The organism is Microbispora sp. H11081 (genome assembly GCF_012999535.1).
GTDB lineage: Bacteria > Actinomycetota > Actinomycetes > Streptosporangiales > Streptosporangiaceae > Microbispora.
The window spans coordinates 245,616-265,340 of sequence record NZ_JABBWV010000001.1 but is presented as its reverse complement, the minus strand read 5'-3'; the positions used below and the strand labels follow the sequence as shown (position 1 = coordinate 265,340).

General features: G+C 71.1%; 17 protein-coding genes. 8 read left to right on the top strand and 9 right to left on the bottom strand.

Annotation, left to right across the window (positions count from 1 at the left end):
- Positions 1-148: 148 nt before the first annotated feature.
- The 7 genes from HHX31_RS01110 to HHX31_RS01080 form a co-directional block, all read right to left on the bottom strand.
- Positions 149-1,129 (bottom strand): ABC transporter substrate-binding protein, encoded by a 981-nt coding sequence (locus HHX31_RS01110; RefSeq protein WP_169944194.1) that lies wholly within the window; start codon positions 1,127-1,129, stop codon positions 149-151.
- A complete protein-coding gene (locus HHX31_RS01105) occupies positions 1,126-3,063 on the bottom strand; it encodes a proline/glycine betaine ABC transporter permease (RefSeq protein ID WP_169944193.1) in 1,938 nt (645 codons plus the stop codon). Before HHX31_RS01105 ends, HHX31_RS01110 begins: the two co-directional genes overlap by 4 nt.
- The gene (locus HHX31_RS01100; RefSeq protein ID WP_311931063.1) at positions 3,064-4,131 is read right to left on the bottom strand and encodes a glycine betaine/L-proline ABC transporter ATP-binding protein; all 1,068 of its coding nucleotides are present in this window, start codon (positions 4,129-4,131) and stop codon (positions 3,064-3,066) included.
- 581 nt (positions 4,132-4,712) lie between these two features.
- Positions 4,713-6,995: a tetratricopeptide repeat protein gene (locus tag HHX31_RS01095; protein ID WP_169944189.1), complete on the bottom strand. Its 2,283-nt coding sequence runs from the start codon at positions 6,993-6,995 to the stop codon at positions 4,713-4,715.
- A 163-nt stretch (positions 6,996-7,158) separates the two neighbouring features.
- Positions 7,159-7,971: a diaminopimelate epimerase gene (gene dapF, locus HHX31_RS01090; RefSeq protein WP_169944187.1), complete on the bottom strand. Its 813-nt coding sequence runs from the start codon at positions 7,969-7,971 to the stop codon at positions 7,159-7,161.
- A gap of 9 nt (positions 7,972-7,980) precedes the next feature.
- The gene (miaA, locus tag HHX31_RS01085; protein WP_311931059.1) at positions 7,981-8,877 is read right to left on the bottom strand and encodes a tRNA (adenosine(37)-N6)-dimethylallyltransferase MiaA; all 897 of its coding nucleotides are present in this window, start codon (positions 8,875-8,877) and stop codon (positions 7,981-7,983) included.
- A gap of 43 nt (positions 8,878-8,920) precedes the next feature.
- A complete protein-coding gene (locus HHX31_RS01080) occupies positions 8,921-9,454 on the bottom strand; it encodes a methylated-DNA--[protein]-cysteine S-methyltransferase (RefSeq protein WP_211589141.1) in 534 nt (177 codons plus the stop codon).
- 42 nt (positions 9,455-9,496) lie between these two features.
- Between HHX31_RS01080 and HHX31_RS01075 the strand changes: the two genes are divergently transcribed.
- Positions 9,497-10,186, top strand: a complete 690-nt coding sequence (locus tag HHX31_RS01075; protein ID WP_169944181.1) for a class III extradiol dioxygenase subunit B-like domain-containing protein — start codon at positions 9,497-9,499, stop codon at positions 10,184-10,186.
- On the opposite strand, the gene HHX31_RS01070 is transcribed toward HHX31_RS01075, so the two are convergent.
- On the bottom strand, positions 10,159-11,109 hold the full coding sequence (locus HHX31_RS01070) for a ribonuclease Z (RefSeq protein ID WP_169944179.1): 951 nt from the start codon (positions 11,107-11,109) through the stop codon (positions 10,159-10,161). The genes HHX31_RS01075 and HHX31_RS01070 overlap by 28 nt on opposite strands.
- A gap of 359 nt (positions 11,110-11,468) precedes the next feature.
- Here HHX31_RS01070 and HHX31_RS01065 point away from each other — a divergent pair, with 359 nt between their 5' ends.
- Positions 11,469-12,218 (top strand): hypothetical protein, encoded by a 750-nt coding sequence (locus tag HHX31_RS01065; protein WP_169944177.1) that lies wholly within the window; start codon positions 11,469-11,471, stop codon positions 12,216-12,218.
- Between the two features lie 60 nt (positions 12,219-12,278).
- On the opposite strand, the gene miaB is transcribed toward HHX31_RS01065, so the two are convergent.
- Positions 12,279-13,727 carry a tRNA (N6-isopentenyl adenosine(37)-C2)-methylthiotransferase MiaB gene (gene miaB / locus HHX31_RS01060; protein WP_169945482.1) on the bottom strand — a complete coding sequence of 483 codons (1,449 nt, stop codon included), beginning with the start codon at positions 13,725-13,727 and terminating at the stop codon, positions 12,279-12,281.
- Between the two features lie 376 nt (positions 13,728-14,103).
- On the opposite strand from miaB, the gene HHX31_RS01055 reads away from it, so the two are divergent.
- The 6 genes from HHX31_RS01055 (at position 14,104) to HHX31_RS01030 (ending at position 19,715) form a co-directional block, all read left to right on the top strand.
- Positions 14,104-15,507: a cell wall metabolism sensor histidine kinase WalK gene (locus HHX31_RS01055; protein ID WP_169944175.1), complete on the top strand. Its 1,404-nt coding sequence runs from the start codon at positions 14,104-14,106 to the stop codon at positions 15,505-15,507.
- A 173-nt stretch (positions 15,508-15,680) separates the two neighbouring features.
- Positions 15,681-16,436 carry an amino acid ABC transporter ATP-binding protein gene (locus HHX31_RS01050; protein ID WP_169944173.1) on the top strand — a complete coding sequence of 252 codons (756 nt, stop codon included), beginning with the start codon at positions 15,681-15,683 and terminating at the stop codon, positions 16,434-16,436.
- 43 nt (positions 16,437-16,479) lie between these two features.
- Positions 16,480-17,313, top strand: a complete 834-nt coding sequence (locus HHX31_RS01045) for a glutamate ABC transporter substrate-binding protein (protein ID WP_169944171.1) — start codon at positions 16,480-16,482, stop codon at positions 17,311-17,313.
- A gap of 35 nt (positions 17,314-17,348) precedes the next feature.
- Complete coding sequence (locus HHX31_RS01040; RefSeq protein WP_169944169.1) at positions 17,349-18,020, top strand: amino acid ABC transporter permease; 672 nt, start codon at positions 17,349-17,351, stop codon at positions 18,018-18,020.
- Entirely contained in the window at positions 18,017-18,886 is an 870-nt protein-coding gene (locus HHX31_RS01035) for an amino acid ABC transporter permease (RefSeq protein WP_169944167.1), read from the top strand. The genes HHX31_RS01040 and HHX31_RS01035 overlap by 4 nt, the downstream gene beginning before the upstream one ends.
- A 91-nt stretch (positions 18,887-18,977) precedes the next feature.
- Positions 18,978-19,715 (top strand): transporter substrate-binding domain-containing protein, encoded by a 738-nt coding sequence (locus HHX31_RS01030; RefSeq protein WP_169944165.1) that lies wholly within the window; start codon positions 18,978-18,980, stop codon positions 19,713-19,715.
- Positions 19,716-19,725: the final 10 nt, after the last annotated feature.

Sequence of the window (19,725 nt, the reverse complement as noted above, 5' to 3'; positions counted from 1 at the left end):
CAAGCACGATCGGCCGCGATCGCGGGGATCGCGGCCGACGAGTGCTCGCGCCCGGCCGGGCGCATGGGGTCGTGATCCCGCAAAGCGCCCCCTGAGACCCTCCGCCGCGGCGACCGCGGCGGAAGGACCACGGGGGACACCGACTAGATCACTTGGGCATCCAGGCCTGCCACTTGGCAGGGTTGGCCTCCACCCACTTCTTCGCCGCGTCCTCGGCGGACATGCCGTTGTTCGTGATGTCGTCCGCGACCGCGTTCTGGTCGTCGTTCGTCCACTGGAACGCCTTGACCAGCTCGAACGCCTTGCCGCCGGTGTCGGCGAACTTCTTGCTCACGATCTTGTCAAGGTCGTACGGCGGGTAGTCGCAGGCGACCTTCTTGGGGTCGGCGTCACAGCCCTCCGTGTAGGCGGGGAGGTTGACCTTGACCAGCTTGACCTGGTTGAACAGCCACTGCGGCTCGTAGAAGTACATGAGCAGCGGCTTCTTCTGGTCGGTCGCCTGCTTGGCGGCCTTGATGAGCGCCGCCTCGCTGCCCGCGTAGACCACCTTGTAGTTGAGCTTCAGGTTCTTGACCAGGGCCTCGTCGTTGGTGACGAACGACGGGTCGCCGTCGAGCATCTGCCCCTTGCCGCCCGACTCGGACGTCTTGAACAGGTCGGCGTACTTGTTGAGGTTCTTGTAGTCGGTGATGTCGGGGTACTTCTGCACCATCCACTCGGGCACGTACCAGCCGATGACGCCCTTGTTGCCGGTGCTGCCCGCCTCGACGGCGACGTTCTTCTCCTCGATGTACTTCTTCTTGAGGTCCTCGTGACCCCAGTTCTCGACGATGACGTCGACGTCGCCCGACTCGAGGCCCTGCCAGGACGGCTCCTCGGCGAGCGTCACCTTCTCGACCTTGTAGCCGAGTTCCTTCTCCAGCAGGTACGACAGGACGGCGGCGCTGGCCTCGTAGCCGACCCAGCCGTTGATGGCCATCTTGACCGTGCCGCCCGCGGACGCGCCCGCGGCGCCCGCGGCGCTCGCGCTCGGCGCCGCCGCGGAGTCGTCCTCGACCTTGGCGCCACCGCAGGCGGCCAGACTGAGGCCGAGAACGAGAACACCTGCGATTAGGCGAAACTTTCTCATGCGTTCCTCTTCTTGTGGGGAGAGCGGCGCCCGTTGGCGCCTTGCGTGATCCGGTCGAGCATGACTCCGAGGAGGACCAGGGCGACGCCGGCGGCGAGGCCCTTGCCGTAGTCCTCCTGCTGCGCGAACCCGGCCACGACGTCGTATCCGAGGGCTCCTGCGCCGACCAGCGCGCCGATCACCACCATCGCCAGCGTCATGACGATGCCCTGGTTAGCCGCCAGGAGCAGCGAGCCGCGGGCCATCGGCAGCTGCACCTTCCACAGCAGCTGCCTGTCGGTGGAACCGGCGGACCTGGCCGCCTCCATGACCGTCCCGGGGACCGCCCGCAGGCCGTCCTCCACCAGACGCGCGACCACCGGCACCGCGTAGATGAACGAGGCCATGATCGCGGTGAAGCGGCCGTTGCCGAACAAGGCCACGGCGGGCAGAAGGTAGGAGAAGGACGGCATCGTCTGCGCGGCGTCGAGGAGCGGCCGCAGCACCGCGGCGAACCACCGGGACCGCGCCGCCGCCACGCCGAGCGCGAGCCCGGCGGCGATGGTGATCAACGAGCCGACCAGGACCATCGTCAGCGTCTCCATGCTGTGGGCCCACAGCCCGAGTGCGGCCACGCCCAGGAGACAGCCGGCGGCGACCAGACCGGCCGCGGGGCCGCTCAGCCGCCAGGCGAACACCAGTACCGCGGCCGTGATCAGCCACCACGGCGCGCTGGTCAGCACGTTCTGCAACGGGTTCAGCAGCCCGTACGCGACGGTGTCGTTCAGGAAGCCGGTGAAGACGTACCAGTGCGTCTCGATCCAGTCGACCACGTCGTTGATCGGCCGGACGATCTGCACCTGCCACTGCTCGGGGAACTCCTGCGCCATCACGGGGGTCAGGGCGATCCCGGCGGCCGTGAGGACGGCGAAGCCGCCCCAGCGGACGGCCCGCGCCCGGTTGCCGCCGCCGCGCCGCTGTGCCGCCGCCCGCGTCACGCGGTCCAGCACGATGGCGAGCAGCACGATCGCGACGCCGGGGACGAGCGCCGCGCCCACGTTGACCCTGGCGAGCGCCCTGATGAGGTCCTCGCCGAGGCCCGGCGCCGCGATCAGCGCCGTCAGCGGCACCATCGCCAGCGCGGCGGCGATCGTCTGGTTGACGCCCAGCATGATCGTGTTCAGCGCCAAGGGCAGGCGGACCTTGCGCAGCGTCTGCCCTCCGGTCGCGCCCAGCGACTCCGACGCCTCCACCGTCACAGCGGGGACCCGCTGGATGGCCAGCGAGGTGATCCTGATCGCCGGCGGCATCGCGTAGATCATCGTAGCGATCGTCGCGGACGCCGGCCCGATGAGGAACAGCAGCACCATCGGCGACAGGTACGAGAACGTCGGCATGATCTGCATCACGTCGAGCACCGGCGTCACGATCCGCCGTACGCGCGGCGAGCGGCCGGCCCAGACGCCCAGCGGGATGCCGAACAGCAGGGACAGCAGCACCGCGGACAGCGTCAGCGCGAGCGTCTCGACGCTCGCCTCCCAGAACCCGAGCACGCCGACGCCGGCGAAGCCCGCGAGCGAGACGAGCGCGATCCGCCAGCCGCCCGCGAGCCAGCCGAGGCCGGCGGCCAGGCCGACGAGCCCCGGCCAGCCCAGGGCGGTCAGCGCGCTCTGGATCAGCGTGAAGAGCTCCGCCGCGCCCAGGCGGATGTAGTTGACGACGTAGATGAAGATCGGGCTGCTGTTGCGGTTGGCGTCCACCCAGTCGCGGGCGTCGTTCAGCCAGTGGAACAGGGTGGCGTCGTCGTCGTGCGGCAGCACGGCCCTGCCGCGGAAGGCCACGTAGAGGGCCACCACCGCGACCACCCCGGCGACCGGCGCGACCCATCGCGGCAGGCGCCGGACCGGCGCCGGGGCCCGTACGGGCGGCGCCGCCTGCACAGGTGCGCTCACCATCTACGCCTCCCCGGGCGCGCCGGCGGGGGCGGCGCCCACCAGGGGCCCGTCGCCGGGCCGTACCGCGCCGAGGATGTCGACCCGGCTCACCACACCGACCAGTTCGCCGTCGGCGACGACCCGGATGGGCCGGTCGGACGCCATCGCGTACGGGACCGCGTCGTGGATGACGGTGTCGGCGGGGAGTTCCGGGCCGTCGAGCGGCTCGCCCGGCTCCGGGGCGCGGCAGATCCAGCGCAGCGACAGCACCTGCGCCCTGGGGACGTCCCGCACGAAGTCGGCGACGTAGTCGTCCGCGGGCGCCCCGACCAGCTCCTCGGGCGTCCCCACCTGCACGATCGCGCCCGCCCGCATGATCGCGATGCGTTCGCCGAGCTTGAGCGCCTCGGACAGGTCGTGGGTGATGAAGACCATGGTCTTGCCGACCTCGCGGTGCAGCCGGATGACCTCGGCCTGCATGTCACGGCGGATCAGCGGGTCGAGCGCGCTGAACGGCTCGTCGAACAGCAGCACCTCGGGGTCGACCGCGAGCGCCCGGGCCAGGCCGACGCGCTGCTGCATGCCGCCGGACAACTGCTCGGGATAGGACTCCTCGTGGCCCTCCAGCCCGACCAGCGACAGGATGCGCCGGGCCTTCTCGTTCCGCTCGGACCTCCCGACGCCCTGGATCTCCAGGCCGTAGCCGACGTTGTCCACGACCCTGCGGTGCGGCAGCAGCCCGAAGTGCTGGAACACCATGCTCACCCGGTGACGGCGAAGCTCCCGCAACTGCTTGGCCGACATCGCGCGCACGTCCTGGCCGTCGATGCGCAGTTCGCCCGCTGTCGGCTCGATGAGCCGGGTGAGGCAGCGCACCAGCGTCGACTTGCCGCTGCCGGACAGGCCCATGACGACGAAGACCTCACCCGGCCGGACCTCGAAGCCGACATCCCTGACGGCGGCGGTGCACCCCGTCTTCGCCCGCAGTTCGGCGGGCTCAAGGTCGGCGTCGGGGCTGCCGATGATCCGGTCGGCCTTGGGACCGAAGATCTTCCAGAGCCCGCGAACCTCGATCGCGGCTGTGCCCACTCTGATTCCCCTCACTTGGCGCTCGCCCGCGAGGCGGCGTGGATGCCCGGGAACGCCAAAGCACGGCGCGAGGGCTGCCGCTCGCACGCCGTGAACGAAGAGCGGGGGGCCAACGACTCCTCAGGGCACACGCACAGGCGTTGCGGTTGACGCAACACGGATCCTGTTCTTGACAACAGGAATGAGGCTAGGGCCCTGTTGCCCCTCTTATGGTGAAAAATGCCACCTAATCTCCATATTGTGACCGTCCAGTGATCTATGTCCCCTGCACGCGAATCAGTCCGTGAGGATCCCGCGCCAATGGGTGATCACAACCACACACCGACAGCCCTCCCCGTGATCTTGTAGTTTGTCGCAGAGACCCCTGCCGAGCAGCGCGTTCACACTCCGTGATCATGCACAGAATCGGCGGAGAGACCGGCCACCAGGGCAATCAGCCTCCGTGATCTTGCAATTGCAAGATCACGGAGGCGATAAGCGCAGGTCATGCCACCCCCGCCCGGCGGGCGTGCATGATCACCACAAGGAGATGCGCAGCTCAGAGGGCACGCGTGCGACAAACTACAAGATCACGGCGGTTGTTAGAGGCCGTACTCCTTGGAGATTCGCTCGTGGCGCTCGGCCTCGATGCCGACTTCGCGGGCGAGGTCCAGCCACGCCAGCGGGTGGGACCACTGCTCGGTGACGTCGTCGAGAACGGCGTCCAGGTCGGACGGTCGCACGGTGGGCGGGATCGCGATCCACCCGAACACGCCGGGAAGCTGCTCACCCGTGGCCGGGTGGGTGACGCGGTAGTTCTCGTCGCTGTAGACCCACATCGGCCAGCCGCGCTCGGCGAGGACCTCGTTGAACTCGGCCCACTCGTCCTCCGACGGCGCAGCGCCGTCGAAGAACCAGCTCGTGTAGCCGCCAGGGCGCAGCATCGTCACCCCGGCGAACGGGATCACGAAGCTCTCCCGCTCCTGCTCGTTCTCCGGGATCGGCTCCAGCGGCCGGGGGTCGATCACGACCACGTCGCCCGCGTTGTACTCCATGCCGCGCGGCTGCGGGATCGCCAGGCGGGCGGTGGCCGGTCCGGTCCGTACGGCGAGCACCTCCCGCTGGGTGCCGTCGGGAGCGGGGAGGATCACCCGCACCAGGTGCCACTCCTCCTCGATCGGGCCCTCGCCCGGCTCGATCGGCATGCCGAGCTTGACGCCGGCCGCCCGTACGGTCGCCCAGTCCTCCACGGCGGTGGACAGGACGATGACCCGCCAGACGTCCTCCTCCTCGCCCTCGCCCGACTCGAGCAGCGGCTTGAGGATGTCGGCCGCCTTGGCGTTGTCGCCGAGCTGCTGGACGGCGCCCGACCACAGGCGGCGCGCCTCCAGCCCGCCGCCGTGCGCGACGGCCTGCTCGGCTTCGGCCGCCGTCTGCTCCCACCGCTCGCGCGCGCGGTGCAGCCGGGCGAGCGCGAGGTGGGAGCCGGTCTCCGGCAGCCGCGCCGCCAGGGTCTCCACCCGCTCGTCCTGCCCGGCCTCGATCAGCAGGCCGGTGAGATAGGAGATGTCCTCGGTGTCGGCCGTGGCGGGGTCGCCGTTCTCGACGATCGTCTTCCAGTAGATGTCGGCGCCCACCGGGGCGTAGCCGAGGAAGCCGAGCGTCGTGGTGTGACGCCGGGTGGCCTCGATGTCGCTGCCGGACACCGGCGACAGCCAGCCCACCCAGCGCTCGGGGTCGGCCGTACGGCCGTCGGCGGCGTCGAAGTAGGCCACCAGCTCGTCGCGGGGGCCGGGGGCCGGCAGCTCCTTGGCGGCGTCGGCGGCGGCGCGCAGCTCGGCCACGCGCTCGGCCAGCCCTTCGGTGGCCCGGAGGGTGGCGATGGCGGCATCGGCGTAGTCGGCCAGCAGGCGGGCCTGCCACAGGCCCTGCCTGGCGACCGCCAGGTGCCCGGCCGTCACCGCGAGCTCAAAGCGCGCGCGGTGCCCGCCGATGCTCTCGAAGTAGGACATCCACTGACGCAGGATGCGGCCGAGCTGCCAGGTGTTGGCGATCGAGCCGCCCGAGGACAGCAGGCGGACGGTGTGCGCCCACTCCACCCATTCCCGCGCGTGGTCGCCCACCACGTCGAGGTCGGGGAGCGCGTCCACGGCCTCCTGCATCCGGCCGAGGGTGGCCAGCACCCGCGAGCGGAGCAGGGCCTCGCGGCGGCCCTTCGCGACCGGGTCGTCGGGCTTGAAGCCGGTCGAGGCGTCGAGCGCGGTCAGGGCGTCGTCCGGGCGCCCGGCGATGAGCAGGGCCCGCGCGGAGGCGGCGCCCAGCTCCCAGCTCGCCTCCCGCCCGGCTCCGCGCAGGCGCTCCACCGCCGCCTCGGCGTACGCGACGCCCTCGGCCGCCTGGCCCGCGTCGATCAGGGCGGCTACGTACTCCGTGGCCAGCGCGGAGAAGGCGAGGGAGTCGGGGGCGACGCCGTCGAGGGCCGCGCCGAGGGAGGCCAGCCGGGACTCGGCGTAGCCGGGTCCGTCGGTGTTGGCCTGGGCGATCGCCAGGAGCTCCACGGCGCCGGGGGCGCCGGGGCACTCGCGCACGTCGTCACGCTGGGCGAAGTCCACCAGCGAGGCCGCGTCGTCGAGCGCGACCGCGCCCATAGCCCGGTCGCCCACCCTCCCGAGCAGGTGCCAGTAGCGCGCGAAGAACTCCAGCCACGGCTTCTCCAGCGTCTCGGCATGCTGCGCGATCGCCGGCGCCACGACGTCGAGCTGAGCGAAACGGCCCTCCAGCGCCTGCGCGGGCACGTCACCCAGCGCCATGGCCAGTCCCGTGTTACCCGCCTCGTGCAGCTCGCGCTGGGTGCCACCCACCCAGGCCCAGATGTCCACGTCCATGGGGAGTCAGTCTGCCAGGTCGCCGACCATGACCCAAACAGCACGCGGCCGTGACTGGGCGGCCTGCGCCCGAGAGCGGGCCGGACTCGGGACGACGGAGCAGAAATACGGCCGATCGGAAACGCGGCGGACCAGAAACATGACGGATCGGAAACGCGGCCGATCAGAGGGCGGCGGGCCACTCCCCCGAGGCGACGAGGACGGCGGGTCCGGACAGGTAGCTCGTGTCCTCGTCCAGCGTGACGGTGACCGTGCCGCCGAGGATCCCGACCTCCCACGTGCCCGTGGTCTCACCGGCGGCGTGGGCGGCGGCGACGGCCGTCGCGACCGCGCCGGTGCCGCACGAGCGCGTCTCCCCCGAGCCCCTCTCGTGCACCCGCATGGACACCTTGTGGTCGCCCACGGCGTTGAAGATCTCGACGTTGACGCCCAGCGGGTAGACGCCGCGGTCGAAGTCGGGCTCGCGGCCGAGGTCGAACCCGGCCACCGGCTCCGCGACCGCGCACGCCAGGTGGGGGTTGCCCATGTTGACGTTCAGGCCACGGCATTCGCGCCCGCCGACGACGGCGCGGCTCTCCCCCAGCACCAGCGGCCTGCCCATGTCCACGGTCACGTCGCCCGACGCGCCGAGCCGTACGCGCTTGAGCCCTCCGCGGGTGGCGACGGCGAACTCGCCGGGCGCCGCGAGGCCGGCGTCCACGAGGTAGCGGGCGAAGACCCGGACGCCGTTGCCGCACATCTCCGCGATGCTGCCGTCGGCGTTGCGGTAGTCCATGAACCACTCGGCCTCGCCGGCCTGCCCTGCCGCCTCGGGGCAGAGCTTGGCGCGCACGACGCGCAGCACCCCGTCGGCGCCGATGCCCGCGCGCCGGTCGCACAGCGCCGCGACGTCCACCGGGGACAGGTCCAGCGTGGCGTCGGCGTCCGGCAGGATGACGAAGTCGTTCTCGGTGCCGTGGCCCTTCAGAAACCGCATGGCAGCAGTCTAGGAGGCCCCGGTGATCACGGCGATCGCACGGTCGGCCAGGTCGGGGGCGTCGAACGGCAGCCACACGACCCTGGGGTCGCGGCGGAACCACGACTCCTGCCGCCTGGCGAACCTGCGGGTGGCGCGCACGGTCTCCTCCCGCGCCCGCTCCTCGGTCCACTCCCCGGAGAGGAAGCGCAGCACCTGCGCGTACCCGAGGGCCCGGCTGGCGGTCCTGCCCTCGGCGAGGCCACGGGTGGCGAGCGCGCGCACCTCGTCCACCAGCCCGGCCTCCCACATGCGGCCGACCCGTAGCTCGATCCGCTGGTCCAGGACCGGCCGCGGCACCTCGACGCCGATCTGCACGCTCTCGTAGACGGCGTCGTACGACGGCATCGTGGCCGAGAACGGCCGCCCGGACAGCTCGATGACCTCCAGCGCGCGGACGATCCTGCGGCCGTTGCTGGGCAGGATGTTCTCCGCGGCCACGGGATCGAGGCCCTTGAGCCGTTCGTACAGGGGCGCGGGACCGGCCCCGGCGAGCTCCTTCTCCAGCCGGGCCCGTATGTCCGGGTCTGTGCCGGGGAACTCCAGGTCGTCGATCGCGGCGCGGACGTAGAGCCCGGAGCCGCCCGCGAGCACGGGAACCCTGCCGCGCGAGCGCAGGTCCTGGATCAGGGGGCGGACGATGCGCTGATACTCGGCCACGCTGGCGGTCCGCGTCACCGGCCAGATGTCCAGCAGGTGATGGGGCACGCCGCGCCGCTCCGGCATGGAGAGCTTGGCCGTGCCGATGTCCATGCCCTCGTAGAGCTGCATCGAGTCGGTATTGATCACTTCGCCGCCCAGCCGGAGCGCCAGCTCGACGGCCAGGTCGGACTTGCCCGCCGCGGTCGCGCCGACTACGGCGATCACAGGTGACTCCCCCACACCGTCCAGTGTCCCAGTGGCGGGGAGTTCACAAGTCCCAGTCGAGGGTGGGCGGCAGGTGACCTTCGAGGGTGAGCAGCCACCGCTTGGACTCCACCCCGTCACCGCCGCTGAAGCCGCCGAGGCCGTTGCTGGCGACGACCCGGTGGCACGGCACGATGATCGGGAGCGGGTTGCCGCCCATGATCGAGCCGATGGCCCGCGCCGGGACGCCCGTACCGCTGCGCGCCGCCAGCTCGCCGTACGTCACCACCTCGCCGTACGGGACCGTGGCGAACAGGGTGCCGAGGACCTGCCGCTGGATCGGCGACATGAGCCGCCAGTCGACCGGCGTCCGGAACTCCTTCAGCTCGCCGTGGAAGTACGCCGCCAGCTCCTCCCGTACGGCGGCCGTGCGGGCGGGGTCGTCGGCGGCGGCCATCCCGAGCCGACCGGCGATGCGCTCCCTGGTCAGGGGCGTGTCCCTGAAGTGGGTCGCGGCGACCCCGTCCCCGGTGACGGCGGCGAGGACGTCGCCCAGCCTGGTCGGAACGGTCGCGAACGCCACCGTGCTGCTGTCCATGTGTCCCATTCTGCGGGTGATCGGCGGGGGTAGGGTGAGCGGGTGCTGGTCGCCGCTGCCGTCTGCCCGCATCCTCCGCTGCTCGTCCCGCAGGTCGCCGGGGCCGCCGCACCCGAGCTCGACGCCCTGCGCGCGGCCTGCGCCACGGCGGTCGGCTCGCTTCTGGCCGCCCGCCCCGACGTGCTGGCCGTGGCCGGCGGCGCGGACGCCGCCGGGTCCTTCCCCGGGGACGCGGCCGGGACGCTGCGCCCGTGGGGACCGGACGTCCGGGTGGGGCGGGGAGATCCCGTCCTGCCCCTGTCGCTCACGATCGGCCGCTGGCTGCTGGAGTGCAGGCCCGCGCTGCCCGTCCTGCGGTTCGAGGCGGTGGGCTTCGACGCGCCGCCGGACGAGTGCGCCGCGCTCGGCGGCCGCCTGGCGAAATCGGCGCCGCGGGTGGCCCTGCTGGTCATGGGCGACGGCTCGGCCAGGCGCACCGAGAAGGCCCCGGGGTACGTCCACCCCGACGCCGTGCCGTACGACGCGATGCTCGCCGGGGCGCTCGCGTCAGGCGATGTGGAACGCCTTCTGGCGCTGGATCCGGATCAGGCGAGTGAGCTGTGGGCGGCGGGCCGGGCCGCCTTCCAGGTGCTGGGCGGAGCGGCGGAGGGTGCTCCCCCACCTGCCGCCGAACTGCTGTACGACGACGCGCCGTACGACGTCGGCTACTTCGTCGCCCGCTGGACCTGGTAGTCCGCCCGCTTCGGCACCGGGACGCGCATGAGGTCGCGCGCCGTCACGACGTCCCCGTCGTAGGACTCGCGCACCTCGTCCACGAAACGCCGCTCGTCCGCCGGCGTGTACCGCTCGGAGAAGTGCGTGAGCACCAGCCGCCGCACCCCGCAGTCGGCCGCGATCCGCCCCGCCTGGGCCGCCGTCAGGTGCCCGTACTGCGCGGCGAGCGCGCCCTCCTCCGACAGGAACGTCGACTCGATCACCAGCAGGTCGACGCCGTCGGCCAGGGCGAACGCACCGTCGCACATCCGGGTGTCCATCACGAAGGCGGCGCTCTGTCCCGGTTTGGAGGTGCTGCACTCGTCCAGCGTGACCGTCGAACCGTCCGGCAGCGTCAGCGAGCCGTGCCGCCGCAACTCCCCGATCATCGGGCCGCGCACGCCGCGCCTGGCCAACTCGCCGGGCAGCATGCGGCGCCCGTCCGGCTCGTCCACGCGGTAGCCGTACGACTCGACGGGGTGCGACAGCGGCCGCGCGGTCAGCGTCACCGGTCCCGCCGGCCATCCGGCCGCCTCGCCGGAGACCGGGCACGGCGTGATCACGTCGGTGTCGGCGAAGGCCGACGCGTTGCGCAGCCCGCGCCAGTACGTCTCGCCGCTCTCCGGGTAGGCCGCGCGCACCTCATGGCGCACCCCGTCCCTGGCGATCCGCTGGACCACGCCGGGCACCCCGAGACAGTGGTCGCCGTGGAAGTGGGTGACGCAGATCCAGGTGATGTCGTGCGCGCTCACGCCGGCGTGCAGCATCTGCCGCTGCGTGCCCTCGCCCGGGTCGAACAGGAACCCCTCGCCGTCCCAGCGCAGCAGATAGCCGTTGTGGTTGCGGTGGCGGGTGGGCACCGCGCTCGACGTGCCGAGGACGACCAGTTCACGAACGGACACACCGCCGATGCTAGGTCGTGCGGCCCGTACGGCTGCTCGCGCCGGGGGCCGGATGGGCCGCCGTGGCCGGTCATCCCGGATTCCGGCTCGCCGTCCCGGTTCCAGAGAGACAACTCTCTGGATGAATCACCAAATATTCATCAAAACGGTAATTTAATCCGCGCGGGAAGCACTGCCATTCACGGGCCGGTTTCGCGTGCGACCGCTGCCACCTGGTACGACACAGCCCGGTAATTCTGCTGGACATTTCTCCAAATCCCGGTCGGAGGCGGTCTATCTGGGGCCCCCGGAAATCGGTGGAACCGCCACGTGAATCCGTACGCGGGAGGCACACTGAGAAATTAGAAACAGACCGCCGCATGAAAGAGCACGACATGCCGGACTTCTCCCCATCCCCTCGGCACCGGCGCGACGGTCATCCCGTCCTCGCCCTGGCGGGCGTGATCGGCGTGACCGCGATCGCCGGGCTCGGCGTCGTGCTGGCCGTCCTTTCCGGGCGCGACCCCGCGCCCCAGACCGCCCTGCCGGCGGCCGCCGGCCCGCGCGCCACGGTCGCGCCCGCGCCCGGCTTCCCCGCCGGCGGCCCGTTCTTCTCGTCACCGGCCGCCCCCCGGTTACCCGCGCCCGCCGAACGGCCGGAGAGGGAGCCTGAACGCGCGGCCGAACGGCCCGGCGAGACGCCGGAGGACGTCCCGGAGCGAGAGCGACTGGCGGACGAACGGGACGCGCCGCCGCCACCCGGACGCCACGGCGCGGCGGGCCCCTCGTCCCGATCCCGGCCGCCTTCGCAGGGCTCGGCCGGCCGGCCGAAAGACACGGAGCGGCGACGACCCGCACGGAGCGCCGCTCCGGGCACCGCCAAACCGGCCCGTGGCCCGGCGAGAGGGAACACGGCGACGGGGAAGAGCGCCGACGACACCCCGGCCAAGGGCGCCGCCGCCAGGGACGCGGCAGTCGGGGACTCCGCGAGCATGGACGCGGCGGTCAGGAGCGCGGCCGAGCCGCCGATGGAGACGGACGGAGCGTCCCAGATCCAGGACCCCTGCCTGCGGTTCGACGACCTGCGGCGCGACTACTGCTACGAGGTCCTGCGCGGCCTCACCCAGTGACCCTGCCCACCGGCCGAGCCCGATCGAGCGCGTCAGGTCGTGCGCCCGGCGCGCGCGACGTCAGAGGGCCGAGCAGGCCGGCGGCTCCGCGGGCAGCGGAGCGGGACGGCCGATGGCGGGCATGCCCAGGCTGACGGCGTTCCCCCGCTGCGGCGCGGCCTGCCGGGTCTCCCAGGCGTCGCCGGCGCGGGTCCGCCGTACGGACAGGACCTTGTCGGCCACCAGGTGGTGCGGCGCGGCGTAGGTCACCTCGACCGTCACCATGTCACCCGGGCGGGCGTCGGCGGCGGCGACGTGGACGAGACGGTTGTCGGCCGCGCGGCCGGACAGGCGGCGCGTGGCGTCGTCCTTGCGGCCCTCGCCCTCGGCGACCAGCACCTCCAGCGTGCGGCCGACCTGCTTGCGGTTCTCCTCCCAGGAGATCTCCTCCTGGAGAGCCACCAGGCGCTCGTACCGCTCCTGCACCACGGCCTTGGGCACCTGGTCGTCCATGGTCGCGGCCGGGGTTCCGGGACGGATGGAGTACTGGAACGTGAACGCGTTCGCGAAGCGCGACTGCCGCACGACCTCCAGGGTCTGCTGGAAGTCCTCCTCGGTCTCGCCGGGGAAGCCCACGATGATGTCGGTCGAGATCGCGGCGTCCGGCATGGCGGCGCGGACCCGCTCGATGATCCCCAGGTAGCGCTCGGACCGGTACGACCGGCGCATGGCCTTGAGGACGCGGTCGGAGCCCGACTGCAGCGGCATGTGCAACTGGTGCATCACGTTGGGCGTCTCGGCCATGGCGGCGATCACGTCGTCGGTGAAGGCGGCCGGGTGGGGCGAGGTGAAGCGGACCCGCTCCAGGCCCTCGACGTCACCGCAGGCCCGCAGCAGCTTGCCGAACGCCAGCCGGTCGCCGAACTCCACACCGTAGGTGTTGACGTTCTGCCCCAGCAGGGTGATCTCCAGGACGCCCTGGTCGACGAGGGTGCGCACCTCGTTGAGGATGTCGCCGGGACGGCGGTCCTTCTCCTTGCCGCGCAGCGACGGCACGATGCAGAACGTGCAGGTGTTGTTGCACCCGACGGAGATCGCCACCCAGGCCGCGTACGCCGACTCGCGGCGGCTCGGCAGCGTGGAGGGGAAGGTCTCCAGGGATTCCTTGATCTCGACCTGGGCCTCTTCGGCGATCCTGGCCCGCTCGAGCAGCACCGGCAGCGACCCGATGTTGTGGGTGCCGAAGACCACGTCCACCCAGGGGGCCTTGCGGACGATCTCGCCCTGGTCCTTCTGCGCCAGGCACCCGCCGACCGCGATCTGCATGCCCTTGCGGGCCATCTTGACCGGCCTCAGATGCCCGAGGTTGCCGTAGAGCCGGTTGTCGGCGTTCTCCCGGACGGCGCAGGTGTTGAACACGACGACGTCCGGCGTGTCCCCTTCGGCCGCGCGAACGTATCCCGCGTCCTCCAGCAGGCCGGACAGCCGCTCCGAGTCGTGCACGTTCATCTGGCAGCCGTAGGTCCGCACCTCATAGGTCCGGGCAGCGTCCCCGGCGCCGTGCGTCGTCGCAGCGCCCTCGGCGCTCTGCGTCGTCGTCGCGCCCTCGGCGCCCTGTGTCGTCACAGTGTGTGTGGTCGCAGTCATCGCACTACAAGGGTAGGCGCTTCCCCACCCTCACCTGTACCGGAAACATCGCCAACCGGATCCGGCCCGTCACATGACGACAAGGGGGGATCGTCATTACCCAGGCTTGGAGTAAGCGAAGAATCTGCTTTATTGAGGCCTTTGTCTGTTTGTGGTCCTCTAGTGGGGGTGTGGAGGCACACGCCGCTCGTCCCCGAGGCGGCCGGAGGGCCGTGACCGAGCGCACAGACCCACGCTCCCCAAGGATTGGCCCGAACCTATGCAGAACTGGAACCGATCATCCGTCCTCGTCCGCAGGACCGTCGGTTACTCCGCTGTCGTGGCGCTGGTGTGCGCCGGCGTCAGCACGCTTTTCCTGATCTTCATGGGCGGCAGGGACGCCGACATGGCGCGAAACCGGGTCACCGGGGCGTGGGACCGGACGGTGCCCCTCATCAGACAGGGGTATCTCCCTCCCCTGCTGCCGGCCGGCAGGAACGTGGCGGTCCAGGTCCTCGACACCCGGCGCCAGGTCGTCGCGTCGACGCCGCAGCTCGCCGGCAAACCCGCGATGGCCACCTTCCACGCGCCCAGTGACAGCGTCTTCGACGAGCGGGTCCTGTGTCCCCCGGCAGGGCTGAAGGGCTGCATGACCGTCTTCTCGTACAAGGTCTACCAACCGGACGGGCCCTGGCTCCTCTTTGTGGCGGTGCCGACGGTCCCCTGGTACGGCAACACCACGGCGCTGTTCTTCGCGATCGGCATGTGCCTGCTGATGCCGGCGATGACGGCCGCCGGGACCTACCGCCTGATCAGGAAGGACCTCATCCCGGTGGACGCCATCCGCGCGGAGCTCGCGGAGATCACCGCCACCGACCTCCACCGCAGGGTCCCGACGGCGGACAAGAACCATCAGGAGATCAACCTCCTGGCCGAGACGGTGAACGACACCCTCGACCGGCTCGAAGGCGCGTACAAGCAGTTGTGCCAGTTCACCTCGGACGCCTCCCACGACCTGCGCAGCCCTCTCACCGCCATGCGGACCCAGCTCGAGGACGCGTTGATGCACCCGGACGACACCGACTGGCCGACGATGACCGAGGCGGTGCTCGGCGGAACCGATCGGCTCCAGGCGATCGTGACCGACCTGCTGACCCTGGCCAGGCTGGACGCCCACGCCCCGCTCGACCTCACCCCGGCCGACCTCGGGCGGCTGGTCGGCGACGAACTCGACCACCGCGCCTATCGGATCGAGATCGTTCGGGACCTGCAGGAGAACGTCCTCGTCGACTGCGACCGGCTGCGCGTCATCCGGCTCCTGGTCAATCTGCTCGACAACGCCGAACGGCACGCCACCTCACAGGTCCTCGTCAGCGTACGGGCCACGGGGGCGACGGCGACGCTGGAGGTCGCCGACGACGGCGCCGGCATCGCTCCCGAGCACCGGGAGACGGTCTTCGACCGCTTCACCCGGCTGGACGCCTCCCGCGACCGGGACTCGGGAGGGACCGGGCTGGGGCTCGCGATCGCCCGGGAGATCGCGCACGCCCACCAGGGCACCTTGACCATCGAGGACAGCGAACGGGGAGCCCGGTTCGTCCTGCGCCTCCCGCTCAGCCAGGCGCCGGGGGCGGCCGGCCCGCTCGACGGCCACGCCGCTCACGCCGGCGTCTCCCATCGGTAGGTCGTGTCCGGCGAAGCTCCCGCGCCGCGAGGCGGGCAGAAGCCGCGTCCCGGACCCCGCGAGCGGGCCGCACCCGGCCCCGGGCGATGAGGGCCCTGGCCAGCGATGGCGTGACCTATTCGGTACCAGGACGTTAGTGACTTGGTCGTCTTCACCCCCCTACGTTGATGACCATGACGGAGAACAGTGGTGGGGCCCCGCTTGTCAGGCTGGAGGGAGTCAACAAGCATTTCGGTCCGCTGCACGTGCTCAGGGACATCGACCTGAGCGTGGGCAGGGGCGAGGTGGTCGTCGTCATCGGCCCGTCCGGAAGCGGCAAGTCGACACTGTGCCGCGTGATCAACCGGCTGGAGACCATCGACGGCGGGAGCATCGTCTTCGACGGTCAGGAACTTCCCGCGGAGGGCCGGGCGCTCGCGCGCCTGCGGTCCGAGGTGGGAATGGTGTTTCAGTCCTTCAACCTGTTCTCCCACAAGACGATCCTGGAGAACGTCACACTCGGCCCGGTCAGGGTCAGGAAGATCTCCAGGCAGCAGGCCGGGCAGCGGGGCATGGAGCTGCTCGAACGGGTCGGCATCGCCTCTCAGGCCGACAAGTATCCCGCCCAGTTGTCCGGCGGCCAGCAGCAGCGTGCCGCCATCGCCCGCGCGCTGGCGATGGACCCCAAGATGATCCTGTTCGACGAGCCCACCTCCGCTCTCGACCCGGAGATGGTCCAGGAAGTGCTCGACGTGATGACGGGCCTGGCGCGCGACGGCATGACGATGATGGTCGTCACCCACGAGATGGGATTCGCCCGCAGGGCGGCCAACCGGGTCGTCTTCATGGCCGACGGCCAGATCGTCGAGGAGGGCGAGCCCTCGGAGTTCTTCACCCAGCCGAGCACCGAGCGCGCCCGCGACTTCCTCTCGAAGATCCTCACCCACTGATCCCCGATCACAACAAGCTCCACAAAAGCGAAAGGTGACATGGATGCGATTCGGAGCCGGCCTGCTCGCGCTCGCCGCCCTGGCTACCGGCCTGACGGCCTGCGGCAACTCCGGGACGGACTCGATCGCCGATAAGGCGAAGAACGACAAGAAGCTCGTCGTCGGCATCAAAATCGACCAGCCGGGCTGGGGGCTGAAGAAGCCCGACGGCAGCTACGGCGGGTTCGACGTCGACGTGGCCAAGTACGTCGCCCAGGAACTCGGCGTGCCGGAGAGCGGGATCACCTTCAAGGAGGCCCAGTCGGCCAACCGCGAGCCGTTCATCCAGCAGGGTCAGGTGGACATGGTCGTCGCGACCTACTCCATCACCGACGAGCGCAAGAAGAAGATCTCCTTCGCCGGTCCCTACCTGATCACCGGGCAGGACATCCTCGTCCGCGCGGACGACACCTCGATCACCGACGTCGAGTCCCTCAAGGACAAGAAGGTGTGCGGCGCCCAGGGCTCGTCGTCGCCGAAGCGGCTCGCCGACAAGTTCGGCGCCGAGTGGGAGTCCAAGAACCTCACCCAGCAGCAGGGGTACGGCGCCTGCCTGCCGCTGCTGGAGAACAACCAGGTCGACGCGATCTCCACGGACGCGACCATCCTCGCCGGGTTCGCCGCCCAGTTCCCCGGCAAGTTCAAGCTGATCGGCAAGCCGTTCAGCGAGGAGAAGTACGGCATCGGCATCAAGATGGACGACAAGGCCGGCCGTGACGCGATCAACACCGCCATCGAGAAGTTCTTCAGCGACGGGAGCTGGCGCAAGGCCCTCGACGCCAACCTCGGCGAGTTCGGCAAGTACTTCACCGCGCCGCCGTCCGTCGAGCGGTACTAGGACGGCGACCGAGCGGCACTGAGAGGAGGCCGGCGGTGGAGGCCGTCGTCGACGAGCTTCCCGTCATCCTCGGCGCGTTCTGGCTGACGGTGAAGCTCACGGTGGTCAGCGGGGTCATCTCGCTGGTCTGGGGGATCGTGCTGGCGGCCATGCGCGTCAGTCCGCTGCCGGTGCTGCGAGGGGCGGGCACGGTGTACGTCAACGCGCTGCGCAACACGCCCCTCACCCTGATCATCGTGTTCTGCGGCCTCGGCCTGGGCACGGTGATGAACGTCCAGTTCTCCCGGGACGACCTGTCGCTCAACAGCTTCTGGCTGTCGATCATCGGATTGTCCGCCTACACGTCCGCCTTCGTCTGCGAGGTCGTGCGGTCCGGTATCAACACCGTGCCGCTCGGGCAGGCGGAGGCGGCGCGGGCGATCGGCCTGACGTTCCTGCAGACGCTCCGCCTGGTGATCCTCCCCCAGGCGGTGCGCACGGTCATCGCGCCGCTCGGGAGCCTGCTGAACGCGCTGGTCAAGAACACGACGGTCGCGGCCGCGATCGGCGTCATGGAGGCGGCGCTGCGGATGAAGAACCTGTTCGACGCCCACGGAGACGCGATCATTCCCATCTTCCTCGGCTTCGCGGCCGGGTTCGTCGTGCTGACCCTGCCCATGAACCTGCTGGCCGGCCGGCTGGCCCGGCGTCTGGCGGTGGTCCGATGACCGGCGCCAGCGTCCTCTACGACGTCCCGGGCCCGCGGACCCGGCTGCGCAACAACGTCCTGACGCTCGCGTTCGCCGTCGTCCTGCTGCTCGCCGCCTACTTCGTGTGGACGAAGTTCGAGGAGAAGGGCCAGTGGAAGGGCGAGCTGTGGCAGCCGTTCCTGCGGGCCGACACGTGGACCGAGCTGATCCTGCCCGGGCTCGTCAACACGCTGACCGCCGCCGCGCTCGCCGCGGTGCTCGCGCTGCTGTTCGGAGCGGTGTTCGGCATCGCGCGCCTGTCGGACCACCGCTGGGTGCGCGTCCCCGCCGCGGTGGTCGTCGAGGCCTTCCGCGCCGTGCCCGTGCTGATGCTCATCTTCTTCGCGCAGTACGGCGGGAGCCTGGCCGGGCTGGTCGTGACGGAGTTCGCGGCCGTGGTGTTCGGTCTGACGGTCTACAACGGGTCGGTCCTGGCGGAGATTGTGCGCGCGGGCATCCTCGCCGTGCCACGCGGCCAGGCGGAGGCGGGATCCGCCATCGGCCTGCGCAAGAACCAGGTGATGCGGCTGATCCTGCTGCCGCAGGCGGTCACCGCGATGATGCCCGCGATCGTCAGCCAGCTCGTGGTGCTGCTCAAGGACACCGCGCTCGGGTTCGTCGTGGCGTACGCCGACCTGCTGAACGCGGGCGCCCGCGTGGTACCGGCCAACTACGCCAACCTGATCCCCTCGGTCATCGTGATCGCGGCGATCTACATCGTGATCAACCTGGCGCTGGGCTACCTCGCCACCTGGCTGGAACGGCGCAGCAGGCGCAGCCGCAAGGTCGCGGCCGACCCGGCCGCCGCGGAGATGGCCGGCGGCGAGGTGCCGCTCGTGCGCTGACCCCTCGCGGCGGCGGGTAAGGCGGCGGGTAAACGGAGCTTTGCCGTGTCGCTGCTGGCGAGGGGACACGCCTGGCCCCGATATTGAGCGCGTGTGGCGTGGCGGTGCCCTGATCGGCGTGCTGGCGGCCGCGCTCCTGACCTCCGGGTGCGGGAACGGCGGCACGCTGGTGGTCGGCGTGCGTCCCGGCCAGCCGGGGCTGGTCACCCGGCTGCCCGACGGCCGCTACAGCGGCTTCGACATCCAGGTGGCGCGGTACGTCGCGCGGGCGCTCGGCTACCGCGACGACCAGATCGTCTACACGCTCGACCCGTCGCGGGCCGATCTCGTCGTCGGCGCCACCGGCCCCGCGGGCTCCCGGCACGTCGCCGGCCCCTACCTGGTGACCAGCACCGACATCCTCGTCCGGGCCGGCGACCTGTCCGTACGCCGGCCGCGCGACCTCGCCCGCAAGCGCGTGTGCGCCACCCGTGAGTCGGCCGAGCCCCTCGTGCGGAGGTTCGGCGCCCGATGGAGGCAGTTCTTCCTCGCCGAGGCGAACCTGCCCGCCGCCTGCGCGCCGCTGCTGGCCTCCGGCAGGACGGACGCGATCGTCGCCGACGCCCCCGTGCTCGCCGGGCTGTCGGCGCAGTATCCCGGCAGGTTCCGCTTCAGCGGCAGGCCGCTGGCGACCGAGGAGTACGGCATCGCCGCCGGGACTCCCGCGCTGCGCGACCAGGTCGAGGACGCGCTGCGCCGGATGTTCGAGGACGGCACCTGGAAACGCACGGTCATCGACCAGCTCGGCCCGCTCGCCACCCGCTACACCGCTCCCCCGTCTCTCGACTGACACCTTGCCG

Excerpts from the sequence above, each read along its gene's own strand:
- HHX31_RS01050 (WP_169944173.1), top strand. The coding sequence starts at position 15,681 with ATGACGGAGAACAGTGGTGGGGCCCCGCTTGTCAGGCTGGAGGGAGTC.
- HHX31_RS01095 (WP_169944189.1), bottom strand. The coding sequence starts at position 6,995 with ATGGACGTGGACATCTGGGCCTGGGTGGGTGGCACCCAGCGCGAGCTG.
- HHX31_RS01055 (WP_169944175.1), top strand. The coding sequence starts at position 14,104 with ATGCAGAACTGGAACCGATCATCCGTCCTCGTCCGCAGGACCGTCGGT.
- HHX31_RS01065 (WP_169944177.1), top strand. The coding sequence starts at position 11,469 with ATGAAAGAGCACGACATGCCGGACTTCTCCCCATCCCCTCGGCACCGG.
- HHX31_RS01105 (WP_169944193.1), bottom strand. The coding sequence starts at position 3,063 with ATGGTGAGCGCACCTGTGCAGGCGGCGCCGCCCGTACGGGCCCCGGCG.
- HHX31_RS01035 (WP_169944167.1), top strand. The coding sequence starts at position 18,017 with ATGACCGGCGCCAGCGTCCTCTACGACGTCCCGGGCCCGCGGACCCGG.
- HHX31_RS01080 (WP_211589141.1), bottom strand. The coding sequence starts at position 9,454 with ATGGACAGCAGCACGGTGGCGTTCGCGACCGTTCCGACCAGGCTGGGC.
- HHX31_RS01110 (WP_169944194.1), bottom strand. The coding sequence starts at position 1,129 with ATGAGAAAGTTTCGCCTAATCGCAGGTGTTCTCGTTCTCGGCCTCAGT.
- HHX31_RS01045 (WP_169944171.1), top strand. The coding sequence starts at position 16,480 with ATGCGATTCGGAGCCGGCCTGCTCGCGCTCGCCGCCCTGGCTACCGGC.
- dapF (WP_169944187.1), bottom strand. The coding sequence starts at position 7,971 with ATGCGGTTTCTGAAGGGCCACGGCACCGAGAACGACTTCGTCATCCTG.